The 17,159-nt window shown below is 47.8% G+C and carries 17 protein-coding genes; 5 read left to right on the top strand and 12 right to left on the bottom strand.

Translation table 11 applies throughout. The features are described from left to right. Positions 1-138 precede the first annotated feature (138 nt). The 5 genes from UNH61_RS12845 to UNH61_RS12825 all read right to left on the bottom strand — a co-directional run bounded on the left by UNH61_RS12845 (position 139) and on the right by UNH61_RS12825 (position 7,223). Positions 139-1,227 carry an efflux RND transporter periplasmic adaptor subunit gene (locus UNH61_RS12845; protein WP_326992394.1) on the bottom strand — a complete coding sequence of 363 codons (1,089 nt, stop codon included), beginning with the start codon at positions 1,225-1,227 and terminating at the stop codon, positions 139-141. 89 nt (positions 1,228-1,316) lie between these two features. Beyond that, entirely contained in the window at positions 1,317-4,511 is a 3,195-nt protein-coding gene (locus tag UNH61_RS12840) for an efflux RND transporter permease subunit (protein ID WP_326992393.1), read from the bottom strand. Positions 4,512-4,523: 12 nt separating this feature from the next. Then, positions 4,524-5,921 carry a TolC family protein gene (locus tag UNH61_RS12835; RefSeq protein ID WP_326992392.1) on the bottom strand — a complete coding sequence of 466 codons (1,398 nt, stop codon included), beginning with the start codon at positions 5,919-5,921 and terminating at the stop codon, positions 4,524-4,526. 49 nt (positions 5,922-5,970) lie between these two features. Continuing rightward, positions 5,971-6,327 carry a hypothetical protein gene (locus UNH61_RS12830; protein WP_326992391.1) on the bottom strand — a complete coding sequence of 119 codons (357 nt, stop codon included), beginning with the start codon at positions 6,325-6,327 and terminating at the stop codon, positions 5,971-5,973. 92 nt (positions 6,328-6,419) lie between these two features. After that, positions 6,420-7,223 carry a hypothetical protein gene (locus tag UNH61_RS12825; RefSeq protein WP_326992390.1) on the bottom strand — a complete coding sequence of 268 codons (804 nt, stop codon included), beginning with the start codon at positions 7,221-7,223 and terminating at the stop codon, positions 6,420-6,422. A gap of 93 nt (positions 7,224-7,316) precedes the next feature. Between UNH61_RS12825 and UNH61_RS12820 the strand changes: the two genes are divergently transcribed. Beyond that, positions 7,317-8,264 carry an aldo/keto reductase gene (locus UNH61_RS12820; RefSeq protein ID WP_326992389.1) on the top strand — a complete coding sequence of 316 codons (948 nt, stop codon included), beginning with the start codon at positions 7,317-7,319 and terminating at the stop codon, positions 8,262-8,264. A gap of 126 nt (positions 8,265-8,390) precedes the next feature. Here the strand turns inward: UNH61_RS12820 and UNH61_RS12815 are convergent, their stop codons facing one another. The 4 genes from UNH61_RS12815 to UNH61_RS12800 form a co-directional block, all read right to left on the bottom strand. Then, a complete protein-coding gene (locus UNH61_RS12815; RefSeq protein WP_326992388.1) occupies positions 8,391-8,885 on the bottom strand; it encodes a hypothetical protein in 495 nt (164 codons plus the stop codon). Between the two features lie 85 nt (positions 8,886-8,970). Next, positions 8,971-9,984, bottom strand: a complete 1,014-nt coding sequence (locus tag UNH61_RS12810; RefSeq protein WP_326992387.1) for an outer membrane beta-barrel protein — start codon at positions 9,982-9,984, stop codon at positions 8,971-8,973. A 76-nt stretch (positions 9,985-10,060) separates the two neighbouring features. Continuing rightward, complete coding sequence (locus tag UNH61_RS12805; RefSeq protein ID WP_326992386.1) at positions 10,061-11,242, bottom strand: BamA/TamA family outer membrane protein; 1,182 nt, start codon at positions 11,240-11,242, stop codon at positions 10,061-10,063. Between the two features lie 66 nt (positions 11,243-11,308). Continuing rightward, positions 11,309-11,584, bottom strand: coding sequence for a SelT/SelW/SelH family protein (locus UNH61_RS12800; RefSeq protein ID WP_326992385.1), 276 nt, complete (start codon positions 11,582-11,584; stop codon positions 11,309-11,311). Between the two features lie 249 nt (positions 11,585-11,833). On the opposite strand from UNH61_RS12800, the gene UNH61_RS12795 reads away from it, so the two are divergent. Then, positions 11,834-13,837 (top strand): tetratricopeptide repeat-containing sensor histidine kinase, encoded by a 2,004-nt coding sequence (locus UNH61_RS12795; RefSeq protein WP_326992384.1) that lies wholly within the window; start codon positions 11,834-11,836, stop codon positions 13,835-13,837. A 6-nt stretch (positions 13,838-13,843) separates the two neighbouring features. Here the strand turns inward: UNH61_RS12795 and UNH61_RS12790 are convergent, their stop codons facing one another. From UNH61_RS12790 to UNH61_RS12780, 3 genes are all read right to left on the bottom strand, one after another. Then, the gene (locus UNH61_RS12790) at positions 13,844-14,725 is read right to left on the bottom strand and encodes a mechanosensitive ion channel domain-containing protein (RefSeq protein ID WP_326992383.1); all 882 of its coding nucleotides are present in this window, start codon (positions 14,723-14,725) and stop codon (positions 13,844-13,846) included. A gap of 55 nt (positions 14,726-14,780) precedes the next feature. Beyond that, positions 14,781-15,035 (bottom strand): hypothetical protein, encoded by a 255-nt coding sequence (locus tag UNH61_RS12785; protein WP_326992381.1) that lies wholly within the window; start codon positions 15,033-15,035, stop codon positions 14,781-14,783. Positions 15,036-15,195: 160 nt separating this feature from the next. Beyond that, on the bottom strand, positions 15,196-15,630 hold the full coding sequence (locus UNH61_RS12780; protein WP_326992380.1) for a DUF6496 domain-containing protein: 435 nt from the start codon (positions 15,628-15,630) through the stop codon (positions 15,196-15,198). Positions 15,631-15,901: 271 nt separating this feature from the next. On the opposite strand from UNH61_RS12780, the gene UNH61_RS12775 reads away from it, so the two are divergent. The 3 genes from UNH61_RS12775 to UNH61_RS12765 all read left to right on the top strand — a co-directional run bounded on the left by UNH61_RS12775 (position 15,902) and on the right by UNH61_RS12765 (position 17,158). Next, positions 15,902-16,222 carry a KGG domain-containing protein gene (locus UNH61_RS12775; RefSeq protein WP_326992379.1) on the top strand — a complete coding sequence of 107 codons (321 nt, stop codon included), beginning with the start codon at positions 15,902-15,904 and terminating at the stop codon, positions 16,220-16,222. 72 nt (positions 16,223-16,294) lie between these two features. Further along, positions 16,295-16,678: a DUF2809 domain-containing protein gene (locus tag UNH61_RS12770; RefSeq protein ID WP_339071109.1), complete on the top strand. Its 384-nt coding sequence runs from the start codon at positions 16,295-16,297 to the stop codon at positions 16,676-16,678. A 66-nt stretch (positions 16,679-16,744) separates the two neighbouring features. Further along, positions 16,745-17,158, top strand: a complete 414-nt coding sequence (locus UNH61_RS12765) for a hypothetical protein (protein ID WP_326992377.1) — start codon at positions 16,745-16,747, stop codon at positions 17,156-17,158. Position 17,159 lies beyond the last annotated feature (1 nt).

Here is a 17,159-nt window from a genome sequence, read left to right as displayed (position 1 = left end):
TTGTTCTCTTTTTCTAATAAGAACACTAAAAAAATCAATATAGACGGAACAGTTAGCAGAAAAGCCGTCCCGACTCATCGGGACGGCCGACTTTCAACTACACCATTCTGCTTGCCGTAACGTGTGTTGAAAGAACTGCTATGGAATGGTAATCCCTTCTTTGATCTCATCTGTGGCATTTACAATCACCTGATCATTGGGCTGTAAGTGGCCGAATACTTCTGTTGAATCGTTATGATGATTACCTTCTTCTATATCAATCCATTTTGTATGATGATCTTTTACCGCTACTACGTATTTCTTTTCGGTCGACATCACAATTGCGCTGGAAGGTACCAGCATCGCCTGCGCCGAGCCTTTTAACGGCAGCACTACTTCGGTATACATGCCGGCTTTCAGCTGGCGTTTGGGATTAGGCACATCTATTTCCACGGCTTCGGAGCGATATTTATCGTTCAGTGTTCCGGCCTGCCGGGCTATATTTCCCTGAAAATGTTCCCCTGGTATTGCATCCACGTCAAAGTTCACCACGGATTGTTCCGCCAGCTGTGCACTATACATTTCAGGTACCTGCATGACCAGCCTTAGCTTGTCTTCCTGTTCGAGCATCAGCATAGGCTTATCGTCTACTTTAGTATCCGGCCCTACCAATGCGCCGGGGTGAATGTTACGCTCCGTGATCACACCATCAAACGGCGCCGTTACCACGAGATAGCCTTTATTCACTTCCTGCGCACGAAAATTGGCCTGCTCGCTGTTCATCAGGGCACTATCGGCCAGCATCCTGGCTTTCGACAACTCCAGGTCGTGCGGGGAAATTGTGCCAGGCTCTGCACTGGTGGCTACAGTACGCTCGTAGTTGTCTTTGCTGGAAGCAAACATAGCCGCTGCCTGCAGGTATTTCGATTGTGCCGCGTAGAAGTGCTGAGTTACCTCTGGGGCTTCCAGTACCAGCAACACCTGTCCCTTTTTCACTTTGCTTCCGCGATCCACCATGATGCTTTTCACGAAGCCATTGATCCTTGGATAGATACTAACTTCCTGGAAGGCCTGCAGGGTACCCGGCAGGCGGATAGTGCCTCCCAGTGGCCGCTGTACAACCTGCGACAGCGTATAACGCTTCCCATGATCGGAAGCCGCTTTCTTCTCCGGCATGGCCGCTGAATTACAGGCGGCCAGTCCGGATATGATGGAGAGAGCTGATAAATAATATGTTAGTTGTTTCATAATTTCTTTGTATGTTCTTTAAGCGCCTTTAGCGGTTAGCCTGCAGCTTTTAGCTTTTTATAGCGAGATGATATGATGTTTATTAAACCCTATTCTTCGTCCGGCATCAGGGATGGCGACTCATAGCTCGACTTCTTCTGCACAAGCGCGTACACCTGGGGCAGGATCAGCAGCGCAGCGAGTGTGGACGCAATCAGTCCACCGATTACCGCGCGCCCCAGCGGGGCTGTCTGATCACCGGCTTCACCAAGACCGCTGGCCATGGGGATCATACCCGCTATCATCGCCAGGCTCGTCATCAGAATAGGCCGCAACCTCAAGCCGGCTGCTGTTACGGCAGCTCTCGGCACATCCTTGTACTCCAGCCTTAATTTCTCAGCATTCGTGACAATCAGGATAGCATTAGCCACCGATACCCCGGTAGACATGATCATTCCCATATACGACTGCAGATTGAGTGTAGCCCCGGTCAGCAGCAGCGCAATCAGTGCGCCGGCAATTACCGCAGGCACGGTAGTCAACACCACAAAAGATAATTTGAACGATTGGTAGTTTGCTGCCAGTAACAGGAAGATGACCAGGATGGCAATGGTTAATCCATTCTGCAAACTACTCAGTGTTTCCACCAGCAGGCTGGAGGCACCTTTCAGTTCAGCCACCAATCCTTTCGGAGGTGTGCCTACGTCTTTGATTGCCTTCTGCACGGCTGCAGTAGCAGCACCCAGATCTTTACCGGAAATATTGGCACTAACGGTAACGAACCTACGAGGACCGGCACGGTCATATTCTCCCGGCATTTCGGTAGTCGTAAAAGTAGCCACGTCTGCCAGCACAGGCCTGGCCTGGCCTCTCACCAGTGGGATCTCTTTCAGGTCGTTGATAGCCGTCATGCTGTATTCCGGTATCTGTACCTGTACCTGGTACGTATACGCTACCTTTTCATCGAGCCACTGGTTCTTTTCAGTAAATCGGCTCGAAGAGGTAGACGCTGTTACGGAACGCGCCACCTGGTAGATATTCAGCCCCATCTGTGCCAGTTTCAGCCGGTCGATATGAATATTGATCACCGGGAAATGAAGCGGCTGCGCAATCTGTACATCCCGCAGGAAAGGCACGTCTTTCAGATTGTCTACCAGCTTTTCTGCATAGTCTGAAATCTGCTTCATATCTTTCCCTGCTACCCTTACTTCGATGGGCGTAGCTGCACCCTGACTCATGATTTTTTCCGTAAGATCTATTGGCTCAAACGAAAGGCGCATCTCCGGGATCTTAGCTGTAATATTCTTTCGTAGTTCGTCTTTCAACTGATCAATCTTTACTTTATAGTCCTCGTCGAGGTTCACCTGTAACACAGCTTCATGTGTACCGCTGTTGAATATATACAGGTTGCTGCTTCCGAAGCTGCTGGGGATCAGGCCTACATATGCGGAGCTGATAGCTACGTGGCCATTCACGGTACTGTCTACCACACCCAGCACATCATGCAGGGCTGCTTCCGTACGTTCGAGGCGGGTACCATCCGGCATGCGCAGTCGCAACTGGAACTGGCCCGCATTGATGTGCGGCATCAAATCCTTTCCTATCCACATATAACAACCTCCTGCTAAAATCAACGCGCCTATTACGTATATCGTCACAATCAAACGCGATCTTTTCATTCCTCCTTCCAGGACGCCCATGAACCGGAGTTTGAAACGCTCAAATCCACCAGCCTTTTCAGGGTGTTCATGCTCAAACTTTAGGTGTTCATTGGCTTCTTTTATTTCCTCCGCATCCAGTGTCAGTCCAACGTGTGCATGCTGAAATTTATGTGCCTGCAGCCACCAGTTCGAAATCACGGGTACCAGTGTTTGCGCCGCAAAATAAGAAGCCACCATGGCAAAACCGATGGAAAGCGACAGTGGCAGAAACATAGCGCGTGGTACGCCTGTCATGATAAAGGAAGGCGCAAATACCGCAAGAATACAGAGCAAAATCAGCAGCAGCGGGAAAGCAATTTCCTCACAGGCCTCGTAGATCGCCTGCCGCTTGGGCTTTCCCATCTCCAAATGCTGGTGTATATTCTCAATGGTCACCGTTGCCTGATCCACCAGGATACCGATAGCCAGTGCGAGCCCGCTCAGCGTCATGATGTTGATGGTTTGTCCGGCCATCTTCAGGCCCAATACCGCGCAAAGCACTGCTACAGGAATCGTCACCACTACCACCAGGCAGCTGCGCAGATCGCGCAGGAACAACAGCACCATCAGCCCGGTGAGCAATGCACCCATGATACCTTCTGAAATAAGACTTTTCACGGCATTGATTACAAACACCGACTGGTCGAACTCATAGGAGATTTTCACGTCATCCGGCAACAGGCTTTGCATTTCAGGCAGCTTTCCTTTCAGTTGTTTTACAACATCCCAGGTAGATGCATCCGCGGTTTTTACCACCGGAATGTAAACAGAGCGGTGCCCGTTCACCAGTGCATAGTCGACCGTTACATCCGTTGCATCCGCCACCCGGGCCACATCGCGGATAAATACATTACTGCCGCCATTGGTGACGATAGGAATATCTCCGAAATCATTCACTTCTTTTTCAAGAGAGTTTACGGTGGTCACAAACATCGTATTGTTGATGCGTATGTTACCGGAAGGCGTCATGACGTTGTTTTTCGCCACGGCTTCCACCACCTGATCGGGACTAAGATTGAAGCTGCGCAGTTTCTGCGGGTCCACGTTCAGGATTACTGAACGCGTATTGGAACCGAATGGCGGCGGCGCCGACAATCCTGGTACTGTCGCAAACATAGGCCTGATACGGGTTGCCGCCAGGTCATATATTTCTTTCAGAGATCGTTTGGGACTACTGAACACCAGCTCTCCCACCGGAAGCGACGAGGCATCGAAACGCATTACCTGCGGAGGTAAAGCCCCGGGCGGAAAGAAACTCATTACACGATTCACCTGCAACGCCACCTGGGCGGAGGCTTCCGCCATATCGGTGCTCTCGTAGAAGGTGAGTTTCAGTAAGGTTAATCCCTGTATATTTTTTGTACTAATACTTTTTACACCGTTCACATACAGGAACTGGTCCTGCATACGCGTGGCAAAGAAGCCTTCCATCTGCTGGGGCGACATCCCTCCGTACGGCTCAATCACGTATATGGTTGGCAGATTAAGCTTCGGGAAAATATCGATGGGTATATTGAAGATAGCCAGCACTGAAAACAGCAGCAATCCGCCCGTGATAACTACCACGGCTATTGGTTTCTTCAGTGCCGAAGACACAAATGACATAATCCTATATATTTAATTCAGATCAGGTAAAAGTTGAGATATCGTATTGCCTGCATACGCTGCCCGGAACAATGCTTTCCATGCAGCATCACGGGTTTGTACCAGGTCTGTTTCCGCCCGGTTCAGCACAAACAGAGCGGTTACCACGTCAATGATATTAGTAAGCCCTCCCTTGTACAGTGCCATTTTCTGGCGGGCGGCAGCCCTTGCAGCGCTCAGCTGCACCGGCAGTTCTTTCAGTTTATCTCTCGACGTCCGGATATCCGTTTCCGCTTCCTGCAACAAACCATTCAGCGTGGTACGGGTAGTTTCCAGCTGTTGCCTGGCTACTTCCGACCTGTACTGTTGTACAGCTGCTTTTTCGCGGGTACGTTTCAGATCGGTCAGGTTGTAAGTAATGCCCAGTCCAAGCAGGTAGTTGTACCTGCTGTATCCCAATCCACTCCAAAGATTCTTATCATATACATCATTGAAGCTGCCGCTGGAACCGCGCATCCATCCTGTAGCCATAAGGTTTAACTTCGGCAGATGTGATTTCCGGATCACCTGCTCTGCAGCCCGTTCCTGGTTATAGACGGCGTTATAGTATTCCAGCATCGGATGCCCGGCAATGCTGTCGGGCGTCTGTTCTCCGAGTAAACCCGGCAGCTTGTTATTATTGACCGTATCAGGCCGTACCAGGGCTGTATCCAAACCAGTTAATGTACCCATCTGTATACGTACCTGATTATACCTGTTATCGATATCCAGCAGGTTCAGCCTCGCCCTGGAAAGCTCTGCGGCGGCTACGGCACTGTCTACGCCGGGTTTCAGGCCATGCAACACAATAGCAGTAACCGCTTTCACCACCTCTGCATTCCGGGCTATATTATCCTGCTCGATTTTCTGTAACGCCTGCAGCCGTAATAGTTCCAGGTAATCCTGTATAACCGTTACCGTTAGTTGGTTAGAAGTGTTGTTCAGGTCTGTTTTCTGTACATTCAATGCCTGGGTTGCTTCTTTTTGTTCACTGGCATATGCACCGAAATTGTAGATCTCCCATTGCATGGCAGCCATAGCAATATTGCCGCTCATCAATGTACTGTTGTTCTCCGGGCGGATCCCGCCGGAAGTGGAAGGGATCATTCCCAGTGTAAAGTAAGAACCGTAAATACCATTGTCGGTACCGGCATCCACCTGGTCATGAAGTTTCAGAGACGGATACCAGTTGTGTTTCACATCCGTCAGATTCGCCTGTCCCATTTTTACCTGGGCTTCCTTGGCCTTAATGGCCGGATAATGATCCAGTGTAAGCGCAATTGCCCGATGCAGCGAAAAATTATCCGCTGCAGATTGTGCGAAGGAAGAAGTGAAGGGAAAAACACATAGCAACCACCAACACCACTTCTTCGCGATCATATCTAAATTCATATATCGCTGAAAAAAAAAATGAAATAAAAAAGAATGTAAAATCGGGGTATCAGGCTACGGGAGGCCCTCTCCAGCTTCTCAGCGGCACTGCCACACTGAGGTAGGGATTTGCATAGTATCCTTTAAGGATCCTGTCTACATAAATAAACTGATCGGTAACTAACTCCAGGCACGAAGGACAAATTTTGTCATGGCCATAACCGTCATTGATCCCTACAGGCCGGCGCTTAAATTTTGTGATAGTGGTTTGATAAGCCGGCGCTTTTATGGCAGCATTGTAAGCCGCTACTTTTGAGGCAAAAATACTTTCAGCAATCCGCTTTTGAATCGGGGTGCTATGTTCCCGCAATTGAGGCAGGAGCATCACCGCGATCAGCGTAAAAAATAATTGCCGAAATAATTTCATTGGGTATAATTCAATTCAATTGATGTACTAAGTTATTGCATACCTGCTTCTTTAGTATAATGCCGGGAGGCATTTTAACCAAATTTTAATATCTAAAAGAAGCAAATCAGGCAGAGTTCTTCCAGTTTGCTACGGGCATTAGCGAGGCGGAAGTCTTGCTCGTTAAGGCATATAAAGTATTGGTATTCATCCAGCTCCGGGCCGGCCGCGACAATCTTCAGTTTGTAATCCGCCAGTTGACGATTCAGAAAATCCAGCACAGATCTGGCAAAATCACCGGCGGTCATATCTTTCCATGTACCGGGATCCGGTGCATGCAACAGGATGCGTTTATTTCTCAACGGAGTCAGTTCGTTCAACAGCTGTATGCCTTCATTGGGTAGTTCTTCCCAGTCAAAGGCGGCTACATATCCCTTCGATAATAAGGCAACGTATAATTTCTCCCATATGATCTCTGTATCAGCAGGTACCAGATCAGGCAACTTCGCAATTTCTTCCTCTGCCTCTTCTTCATTGAGGATATCGAGCAATAGCTGCGCAAGCGGCTCTCTGGCATTGACAAGCCCATTCAGTTTTTCCACCGCCCGGAGCTCCGCTATCAGCAAATGCCAGCGGTAGAGCAGCTCCTTTTCATCTTCATTGCTCATGTCATCGGCTATCATCACCGCTTTTTCTTCCAGGCGATAATCATCCAACCTGTTCTTACGCACCAGCAGCCGGTGTTTATCGTAACTGAGTTCATAAGAAGCACAGTTCAGGAAGCCTGAACCTATCAGTATTTTGTCATGGAAAATCTCATGTATCACTTCTTCTTCGGTATCGATGTGGGAATAGCCATCTGTTTTTCCATAGGTTTGCGTCAACCAGTTAAAATCTTCCCGTGAAATTTCAGGCATATGATCCGGCATAAATTAATTCCGCTTCAAAACAAAAGTAATTAATTTACGGACGGGATGTACCCATTGTATGAATCGATAAAAAAAATGATTATGGAAAAACGGAAACTGGGAAAATCCGGGCTCATGGTGGCCCCTCTTGCATTTGGTGGTAATGTTTTCGGCTGGTCAGCCAATGAAGCCACTTCTTTTAATTTACTGGATGAATTCGTGGCTGCCGGTTTCAACCTGGTAGACACGGCAGATGTGTATTCGCGCTGGGTGCCGGGCAACAAAGGTGGTGAATCAGAATCCATCATTGGCAGGTGGATACAGCAACGCAGCAATCGCAGCCAGGTGATCATTGCTACTAAAGGAGGTGCAGATATGGGCGCCGGTATGAATGTCACCAAAGCCTATCTGATAAAGGCTGCAGAAGATTCGCTCAGGCGCCTGCAAACGGATTATATTGATCTGTACCAGACACATTACGATAATGAAAACACGCCTGTGGAAGAAACGCTGGAAGCTTATGCCACCCTGGTAAAATCAGGAAAAGTACGTGCTATTGGCGCCTCTAACATGAGTCCGGCCCGCCTGCTCGAAAGCCTGAATGCCAGCGAAAAGCACGGCTATCCCAGGTATGAAACGCTACAGCCGGAATACAACCTGTACGACAGGGCTGCCTACGAACGTAACTACGCTCCGATCTGTGAAAAACATGATCTGGGTGTGATCAACTATTACTCGCTGGCCAGCGGTTTCCTTTCCGGGAAATACCGTCAGCCGGCGGATACTTCGAAAAGCCCGGCGCGTGGCGGAAAAGCTGCCGGTTATCTGAACGACAGGGGTTTCCGTATACTGGATGCACTCGACCAAGTAGCGGCGCAATATCATGCTACTCCTGCCGGTGTAGCGCTTGCCTGGCTGCTGACCCGCCCCGCCATAGCAGCCCCCATCGCCAGTGCTACCAATAAGGAACAACTGCAGCAGCTCATCAATGGAGTACAGCTGAAGCTGGATAAGAGCGCAGTGGAAGTGCTGGATAAGGCGAGTACGTGATTGAATTAAGAACTGGGAATATAGAATTAAGAATAAAGAGCGAAGATCTAAGCGGATAGGATGAGGTAGTATATTCTCATCCGCTTAGATCTTCGCTCTTTATTCTTAATTCTACATTCCCAATTCTTAATTCAGCAGCGCTACAATCCTCTCTACAGTTTCCGCTACTGTCAATCCACTATTGTCGATACGATGGCCATACACCGGCTCGTGCATGCGGCATACGTCGTACATATACCTGATACGCTGCAACTCCCATTCTTCCAGTATTCGTTCGTTCCTGTTGCCAGCCACCACGTCATAAGGTGGCGTGAGGTTGATCAATATGGGCTGTAACCCCAGCTTTTCCGCGTACTCCAGCATATAGATCACCTCCTTTCCATACAACGGCCAGTTCAGTACCGGAATAAAGTTTCTCGATATCCAGTTACGCGCAAGATCCAACGCATCCTGTATAATGAATTCCAGTTTCTGATCGATATCCAGCGACTGCTCAAATGAAGCCAGCGCATCCAGCTCAATATTCACAGCCGCCGGAAGCACCTTTGATAGTGCACCCGCCACTGTAGACTTTCCTGAATTAATAGCACCGCTGATCCAGATAAAATTTGTTTTCTTCATACCATGATATGTCCGGTTTCCTTTCCATTAACTACAGCTTTGCTGTACCTACGGGAACGAATATACGCAGATTAACAATAGCATATTACAATCTGAACTTCAGTCCGGCATTCAGTCCGAGCCCTCCGATGTTGATATAAGACTTGAGATCATTCGATGGACGATCGTTGTACTTATAGATCACCTTGGTACCCTGCTGGTTCACCGGCGTATTGGAATTTACATCCAGTGTAGTCACGTATACCGTGTTCTTTTCCGCCGTGCTGAGGTCTTGCAGGTTACGGGTGCCTGCAATAGTGTGCACTGCCGGACCAACGAGCGTATTGGTTTCGTTATAGCGTGTGATCTCCTTTTCTTTACTCTTAACCGGGATATTCCGGTACTCCGCTTCTACAAATATATCAAAGCGGGAAGCAACCTTGAACGACACGCCTAATGCGCCCTGGAAGCCGATAGTTACATTTGGTTTTATTTCTTCCTTACGGCTGATGGTAGTTACAACCTGGGTACCTGGCGGCACCGGTGCTCCGGCCGGCGGATTGGAAGTCTGCATGGCGTCGGTTTCTATATAAAGGCGCCCCCAAAGCGGTACCACTACGCCGAAACGTACATAAGGATTGACCTTTTCCATACCCGGGCTCACCACCAGGCTGGGGGCAAAATCCACGGCGTTTACATAACCATGGGATTCCACATGCCCCAGTTCTGTTGAAGAACCAGCCAGGGTGGTTGATTGGCGGGTCATCAGGTTCTTCTGGCTGTGGAAGTAATTAAAGGAGGCTTCAACCGACATGTATTTGTTGATGTCGTACCCAACGGATACCCCTGTACGAAAACCTTCACCATACGATCCTGTCAGCACCTTACGGCTGATGGTATCCAACGGATTGGGCCGGCCGGGTGTATATTGGGTATGCAGGTCTTGCGGCGGATAGGGCCCCACATTGGGAAACTGCCCCGGTGAGACACTGAAAAAATAGCCTCCGGTAACTTTAAGGTAGAATCTCGAATGCGCTGAACCTGATTTATCCTGGGCCTGGGTAACAAGGGTTGCCGTCATCAGCATGACAGCTGCGGGTAACACAAATAGTTTTTTCATATACTGTGGTTTTGGTGCGTTAAGCTGTTGGAAGTTAACGAAATGTTACCAAATAACCATCGAAGGCCCCGCTAAATTAAAACGCTTCTGCCAGCGACAGATAAAGCCCTTTCTGCCGTGCTTCACCCGGGCGCTTCTCTCCTACGGCATAGTCTATACGAATTGTAAGCCTTGCGCTCTCATCATAAAAATAACGGATCCCGGCTCCATAACTCGGCTTAAACCCATCAAGCCTGAAATCGCGATTGGAGAAAACAGTGCCGGTACCTGCAAATGCCGCCAATGCAAATTTTGGTTTGAAATCAAGGAACCAGATATGAATATGCATCCTGGGATCTACGAGGTAACGGTACTCAGCCTGTCCGGCAAGGTAGTTCTGATTGCGATATCTTCCGGTATAATATCCCCTCATTATCAGGTCATTTCCCATTTCCGGTAACAGGTAAAATGGCAGCTGTTTACCCTGCAGACTGTTAAAGAGACCGTTGAGGCCCAGTGTACTCTTGGGAGACAAAGCGATAAAATGTACGCCCTGCGCTTCCAGTTTAAATAGCGGCTGAGAGCTGAGGAAAGCCGGCGCATATGCTGTGTTGAGCCGCAGCCACCAGCCCTTGCGGGTATAATTCTGGTTATCGCGGTTGTCGAAAATTCCGGTAAGCCCGATAAATGTTACATGTCCGCCGTCCTTATCTACCAATGACATACCCGGATAAATGCCTTTGTTGTCGCGGCTGCTGTAGCTATCATGCTGGTATAACAGTGAAGCACCTACGTAGAAATGACCGCCTACCCGTCTTTCTCCTTCCAGTTGTACTTTATACCGGATATTATTCACAAGCGACCGTTGGTCGTAATGAGTGGTATCGCCTATGCCATAAAAATAAAGCGGATAATTCTGGTACCGGAGGTTTCCTTTAAAATGCCAGGTATTGGCACGGGTCCATATATCAGTTTTAAGATCCACCTTAAACTGACTTTCGGTAGTAAAGGCCGGAATCAGGTTGATCGTGGAATTCCGGGTAGTTATATCGGGGTTCCGCTTATCGGTATAAAAAGAATAAAGCATGGCTGCCCCAATCTCCAACCCCTTCTCCTGGGAATAGCCAAGTACCGGCAGTGGGAAAAAACTCCGCCTGCGGAGTAATAAACTATCGTTTACACCTTTGCGTGAAGTGATAGTGGTAGTACTGTCTTGTTGAGCCTTTGCACCGGTTGCCAATAAAATCAATAAAGCCGTGATATGGAAGTTTTTACGCATAGGCTGCAAATGTAAAGAATTTAAGCGGAGCACATCAACACGATAAAGTGCTCCTCTTTCATTCCTTTACCTGTCCGAATGTCCCAGGCTTTTTTCCGGGTTTACCCTGTCTCTTACATGTTGCTTGAGTACTTTGATTTCCGGGAAATGCCCTGCTTCCTTCCGGTCGAAGATCACCTCCTCATTCAGCCGGATAATATAAGTTCCGCCCGTTTCACTGGGACGTAAAGTTACTCCTCCCAGGTCGTCTGTAAAAGTTGTCAGCAGTTCCTGGGCCATATAAGCGGCCCTGAGTAACCACCCACATTTAGGACAATATTCAATAGATATTTCTGGTTTCATCGGTGTATACATTTTTATTGATAATCCCGAAACGGGAAAATAAAATTATTGTCTGAAAGATACAACCCTATTTGATTTCTATCCCGATAAGTTGAAGAAAACAGGTGTACATCTGCACTTTTTATTGCTACATTTTTTGAATCGTGCCACATTATCTTTAATTTTAACCTATAATCGTAAGGTGGACCGCCCCAGACGCTCCACTCTTATCAATGCCAACATCTAATTCTTATGCTGCCGGCCGGTCCCTTGAGTAAATACGTGCTGCTGTTCTTATGCTTATTGCTGCTGTCACCTTTGGTGTCAGCCGGGCAGGCTGTTCCCGATAGTTTGCTGGCTGCTCTTCGTCAACATCCCGAAAGCGATACGGTGAAAGTGAACCTGCTTAACAAAATAGCCAGGAATTATTTCACGCGGGATGCCGCAACTGCTACCGGGTATGCCGAAGAAGCCCTGCATTTAAGCGACAGTCTGCATTTCAACAAGGGAAAGATCTGGGCCTGGCGCAATCTGGCGCTCGTGGAAAATACTAAAGGTCACCTCGACCAGCAAATGAAGCTAACCCTTGATGCCCTTAATCTGGCGGAAACTTTGGGAGATGACTACACGCTGGCTGTGCTGAATAACGATGTGGGAAATATTTTCACCGAGATGAACAGTCCGGGCGATGCCCTGATATACCTGAAGAAATCGCTCGATATGAGGATCCGGCGACACGAAAAACTGGAAATCGGAAAAGCGTTGAACAATATAGGGTCTGCATACATTGCGATGAAGTATCCCGACTCCGCCATGTTCTTCCTCGAGAAAGCGGAAAAGATCAAGCTGGAACTGAACGACCAACGCGGGTTGGCCTACACTTACGAAAACATGGGCATCGTATCGATGCTGCGTCACCGGTATGAAGATGCCCTGCACTTTCATCAGTTGTCGGCCGCTGCCTATCGGAACGATGGCAACCTGCCCGGCATTGTTAAATCTAGCCTGAATCTGGCCGAAATACAAACGCTGCTGGGCGATCTTAATGGAGCGCAGGTCAATCTCGATCAGGCCAAACATCTGAACGACAGTCTCGGTAACGTTAAGAACGAAATGATCTATTATAAAATCCGTTACGAACTGGATTCCGCCCGCCGCGACTATCCCGCAGCATTCAACAGTTTCAAGGAATACAGCAGCCGCAATATGGATTTCTTCAACGCCGAAAAAAGCCGTCAGATCTCCCGTTCCCAGGAAAAATATGAAGCGGAAAAGAAACAGCGGGAAAATTCGCTGCTGCTGAAAGAGCAACATATGCACCTGGCAACCATTCAGCAACAGCGTGTATTGGTAATGTCCGCCGCCGCCCTGTTCCTGGCCCTTTTGCTGATCACCGTCATGGTATACCGCCTATATAAACGGCAACAGGAACTATATTCAGAACTGAATAACAAAACCCGGGAAGTATCGCTTCAGAATAAGATTATACTTGAACAGAACGCAGCACTGGAAAACCTCAACCAGGTAAAGGATAAAATCTTCTCTGTGATATCTCACGATCTCCGCTCTCCGCTGGCTATTCTTGAGGGGTTACTTTTTTTATTGAAAGATGAAAAGATAGATGCCAGCCAGTTCAGGATGTATACCGATGAACTGTGGCGCGACGTGAAGAACACTGCCTACATGATGGACAACATGTTGCAGTGGGCCAGTAACCAGATGAAAGGCATCAGCGTTAAAGCAGATGATTTTGATGTTACCCTGCTGATGAACAGGGAATTTGACCTGTTGGAAACGCTTGCCCGGCAGAAGGAAATAAAGCTTACGCAGGAACTGAATAAGAGCATTCTGGTATACGCAGATCCGGATATGATGCGACTGGTATTGCGCAACCTCATCAACAATGCCATCAAATTCACGCCCTCTGGTGGTGAAGTATTGATTACTGCGGAACAACGTGCTAACTTTGCTGAAATTACGGTAAAAGACAATGGTACCGGTATTCCTGTAGAGAATCAACACCGTATTTTCTCCAATATCTACTACTCTACCAGTGGTACGCAAAATGAAAAGGGTTGCGGCCTCGGGCTGCATCTTTCAAAAGATTTCGTGGAACGCAATCATGGTAAAATATGGTTCAACAGTATGCCCGGCAGTGGCAGCAGCTTTACGTTCACCATACCGTTGTCTGAAGAAACGGATATTAACCCCAACGCCTACACGATGGTAGTGCAGGATCATCCCGTCGGCGGAGTACGGGTACTGAGGCGTTAGCGGGCACTACTCTTTTCCTTCTGCTATCGCGAGAATTTCTGTATTGAGGGTGCGCCTGATCTGGCGTTCTACCTCCCGATTGGTGCGGGGCATTACCAGCTGCACTTTAAATTGTACAAAGTCTTTTCTGATTTCAATGGTTTTCAGCAGGAAGCTGTCCGGCACAAAGCTGTCGGAGAAGGGCGCTACCGATTTCCGGAGCCTGTCTTCCAATCCCTGGATAGTAAAGGAATGCTTGTGATCCAGTTCAAATTCCAGCGCCAGTTTGCGGATATTCTGTTTCGACTGGTTCAGGACCACCGTACTGAAAATAACCGTATTGGGGATGAGCATGATCTCATCATCATCATTCTGCAGTACTACATTGATGAGGGTAATATCGAGGATCTTTCCTCTGGTATCGCCGATGCGTACATGATCGCCGAGCGATAACTGATCAGAGAACATAATGATCAGTCCATTGATCATGTTGGTGATATAGTCTTTCGTTAACAGGGCAATTGCAGCGGCAACGATCGTGATACTGGAAACAAATTCCCTCAGCCTTACGCCGAGGAAGATGGCCACCGCCAGCAACAGAAAAACGGTATTCAATACGGAGGTGATACGATTGATCCCGAGTATGAAATTGTCTTTTTCCATGGGCTTTGTACGCTGGCGCCGTGAGTACCACGACATCACCACCAGCCAGCCAAAGGAGATAACAATGTTAGCGCCGAGGAAAAAAGAAAGGGCTTCTGTTAATTTGAACAGCCATGCAAAATCCTTATACTGATCGGGATGTTCCAGGTTGAAAAACACGAGGGCTGCATAAATCAGCAGTTTTACCAGGAACAATACCCTCTCCCGTCGATTAGTACGTTTATACGTTTTATCGGTAACTATCATAGCAATGTAATGCCCGCTTTTTTTGCGAAGGTAAGGTTTGTGGGGCAACCGCCGGTTATTTCATTTTATCGAGGATATCTTCCCAGATAATGCGGGCAATCTGCTCTGTTTCTACGGTACGCAGACTTCCCTCCAGTGTGTCTTTATGATCAGCGGTAAAGGTATCGGTATGGGGTTCGTAATCTTCCAGTACATGTTCCCCTACATCGGGAACTACCTGGAAAGCGGTTTCCAGCGCCCCTTCGTCGATGGTGATGACGAGTCCATAAGGTTTACCTCTTATGATCACGGTGATGCTGTGTATTTCCATACTAACACAACTGCAAGAGGAAGACCAAATCGGGCGATGTAATGTTAAAAAAACGTTGTTGAAACAGGGGTATTGCGGAACTATGTACAGTATTGGCTTTTAGCTTCTGGCAACCCGCCAGGCCCGTCAAAAGCTAAAAGCCGGGATAGTGTGTTATGCATTACGCCATTGCAGCGGATTTCCTGCGGGCACCCATTTTAGTAGTACGGGTGGTTTTTCTGACAGTTGCCCTTTTGGCAGTTGTCTTTTTGGCGGTCATTTTTCTTCCTGCTGCTGTTTTCGCAGTCATCTTTTTAGCCATTACTTTTTTGGCTGTTGTTTTCTTCGCCGGAGATTTTTTGGCGACAGCTCTTTTAGCAGTCGCTTTTTTGGCAGGAGACTTCATAGCCATACTTTTCTTTACAGTTGACTTCCTGGTAGTTTTCTTCCGGGGAACTTTTGCACCTTCTTCTCTTGCTTCAGATAATCCGATGGCGATCGCCTGCTTAGGATTCGTAACTTTCCTGTTACTCCGGCCACTTCTCAGCTTACCTTCATGCATTTCATGCATACTTTTCTTTACTTTCCTCTGAGATTCTTTTGAATACCTTGCCATAACAAAAAAATTTAGATGGGTTAAGAAAAGAATTAACAATATTGGCAGAACAAATTGTAAGCCATGGAAAATGAAGGAGTTCCGGCATAAAAACTGGGGAACATCACTCAAAAGTGTGTTAAAAATTCTATGGATTGTGGAATGTATTGCCCTGTCTACAACTCACTACACCAGTCATACAGCCACCAGTAGGGTCAACGACCGATGGCACATATCTTGATCCACCATAGCGTAAATGTTTAACTACTATCACTTAAAAAACCTCAGGATTATGGAAGACATTAGATTTCAACATGCCGAGCAGGTAACACACGTACAGGAGAAATCTCCCGAACAGAAACCAAAGCACAGTAAACGTGGATTCGCTTCTATGGACCCTGAACAGCAGCGTGCCATTTCCAGAGAAGGTGGAAAAGCAGCACACCAGCAGGGTGTTGCCCACAAGTTTACCTCTGATGAAGCCCGTGCTGCGGGCAAAAAAGGTGGTGAAGCTGTGAGCAGGAACCGGGAACACATGGCGGCTATAGGCCGTAAAGGTGGCACCAACCGCGGAAAAAAGAAAAGTAGCGTAGAAAGCGATAATCAGCAATAACCCAGACGGGTTATTGCTTTTTTTTTTGCGATTTTCTGCAGATACGCTTTATATTTACCGCTTTTTTAACCCATGGTAAGAAAAAGGCGTTGGCTTTATTTGTTCCTCATCCTCCTCAACATCCCACTGGGATTAGCCACAAGGTGGGCCCCCCAATACTTCCCTGAACTGATAAGAGTATATGGCGGAGATGTATTTTCCGCTACCTGTATTTTTTTCGGAATACGTTTCCTGTATCCGGTTACCCCGTTGTGGAAAATCAGCATCAGTAATTATCTGGTTTGTTTTGCCATAGAATTGCAGCAGCTGTACCAGGCTGAATGGGCAGTAAAACTCCGCAATACCCCGCTGGGAATACTGCTCGGGCATGGTTTCCTGTGGAGCGACTGCGTATGCTATGCAGTAGGCACTGTACTGGCGTTAGTAGTTGCGTGGCTATGGGAGAAGCTATGCTAACCGGGACTTTCCGATCAGCAATGTTATACCAGTGTAAATCTCCCCTGTACTTATTAAATTGCAGCCATGATACAAGGCACAGATATCAGGATCGGGAATTGTGTGTCCTACTTCGACTATAACATGGAAGAAACGATTTTTGAAGTAGAAGGCATACTGGATGGCTATGTGTATAATTCCGGGCTTCCCCGCAACCGGCTTCCGTTTGCAAAAGTAAACCCGGTGGTGCTGGACGTGGACCTGCTGACAAGAATGGGATTTCTTTGTGGTGACCCGGATTATGGAGAAGATCCGACAGTATTTTCGCTGAAATATAACCGTTTAAACAGTATTCACGTAAGATTGGAAAATGGCGTATTCCAGCCGCTGACAGATGCCCCGGGGGGACTGATTCCCTACGGACGCCCGATTGTTCATGTACACCAGCTGCAGAATCTCTTCCACGCTGTTACCCGCGACGATCTTTCCCTGTTCGATTAAA

The sequence above is a fragment of the Chitinophaga sp. 180180018-3 genome (assembly GCF_037893185.1).
In the GTDB taxonomy this organism is placed as follows: Bacteria; Bacteroidota; Bacteroidia; order Chitinophagales; family Chitinophagaceae; genus Chitinophaga.
This window is presented reverse-complemented; position numbering and strand designations above follow the sequence as displayed.

Excerpts from the sequence above, each read along its gene's own strand:
- UNH61_RS12805 (WP_326992386.1), bottom strand. The coding sequence starts at position 11,242 with ATGCGTAAAAACTTCCATATCACGGCTTTATTGATTTTATTGGCAACC.
- UNH61_RS12775 (WP_326992379.1), top strand. The coding sequence starts at position 15,902 with ATGGAAGACATTAGATTTCAACATGCCGAGCAGGTAACACACGTACAG.
- UNH61_RS12820 (WP_326992389.1), top strand. The coding sequence starts at position 7,317 with ATGGAAAAACGGAAACTGGGAAAATCCGGGCTCATGGTGGCCCCTCTT.
- UNH61_RS12790 (WP_326992383.1), bottom strand. The coding sequence starts at position 14,725 with ATGATAGTTACCGATAAAACGTATAAACGTACTAATCGACGGGAGAGG.
- UNH61_RS12840 (WP_326992393.1), bottom strand. The coding sequence starts at position 4,511 with ATGTCATTTGTGTCTTCGGCACTGAAGAAACCAATAGCCGTGGTAGTT.
- UNH61_RS12835 (WP_326992392.1), bottom strand. The coding sequence starts at position 5,921 with ATGAATTTAGATATGATCGCGAAGAAGTGGTGTTGGTGGTTGCTATGT.
- UNH61_RS12780 (WP_326992380.1), bottom strand. The coding sequence starts at position 15,630 with ATGGCAAGGTATTCAAAAGAATCTCAGAGGAAAGTAAAGAAAAGTATG.
- UNH61_RS12845 (WP_326992394.1), bottom strand. The coding sequence starts at position 1,227 with ATGAAACAACTAACATATTATTTATCAGCTCTCTCCATCATATCCGGA.
- UNH61_RS12800 (WP_326992385.1), bottom strand. The coding sequence starts at position 11,584 with ATGAAACCAGAAATATCTATTGAATATTGTCCTAAATGTGGGTGGTTA.
- UNH61_RS12825 (WP_326992390.1), bottom strand. The coding sequence starts at position 7,223 with ATGCCTGAAATTTCACGGGAAGATTTTAACTGGTTGACGCAAACCTAT.
- UNH61_RS12815 (WP_326992388.1), bottom strand. The coding sequence starts at position 8,885 with ATGAAGAAAACAAATTTTATCTGGATCAGCGGTGCTATTAATTCAGGA.
- UNH61_RS12810 (WP_326992387.1), bottom strand. The coding sequence starts at position 9,984 with ATGAAAAAACTATTTGTGTTACCCGCAGCTGTCATGCTGATGACGGCA.
- UNH61_RS12770 (WP_339071109.1), top strand. The coding sequence starts at position 16,295 with ATGGTAAGAAAAAGGCGTTGGCTTTATTTGTTCCTCATCCTCCTCAAC.
- UNH61_RS12765 (WP_326992377.1), top strand. The coding sequence starts at position 16,745 with ATGATACAAGGCACAGATATCAGGATCGGGAATTGTGTGTCCTACTTC.
- UNH61_RS12785 (WP_326992381.1), bottom strand. The coding sequence starts at position 15,035 with ATGGAAATACACAGCATCACCGTGATCATAAGAGGTAAACCTTATGGA.
- UNH61_RS12830 (WP_326992391.1), bottom strand. The coding sequence starts at position 6,327 with ATGAAATTATTTCGGCAATTATTTTTTACGCTGATCGCGGTGATGCTC.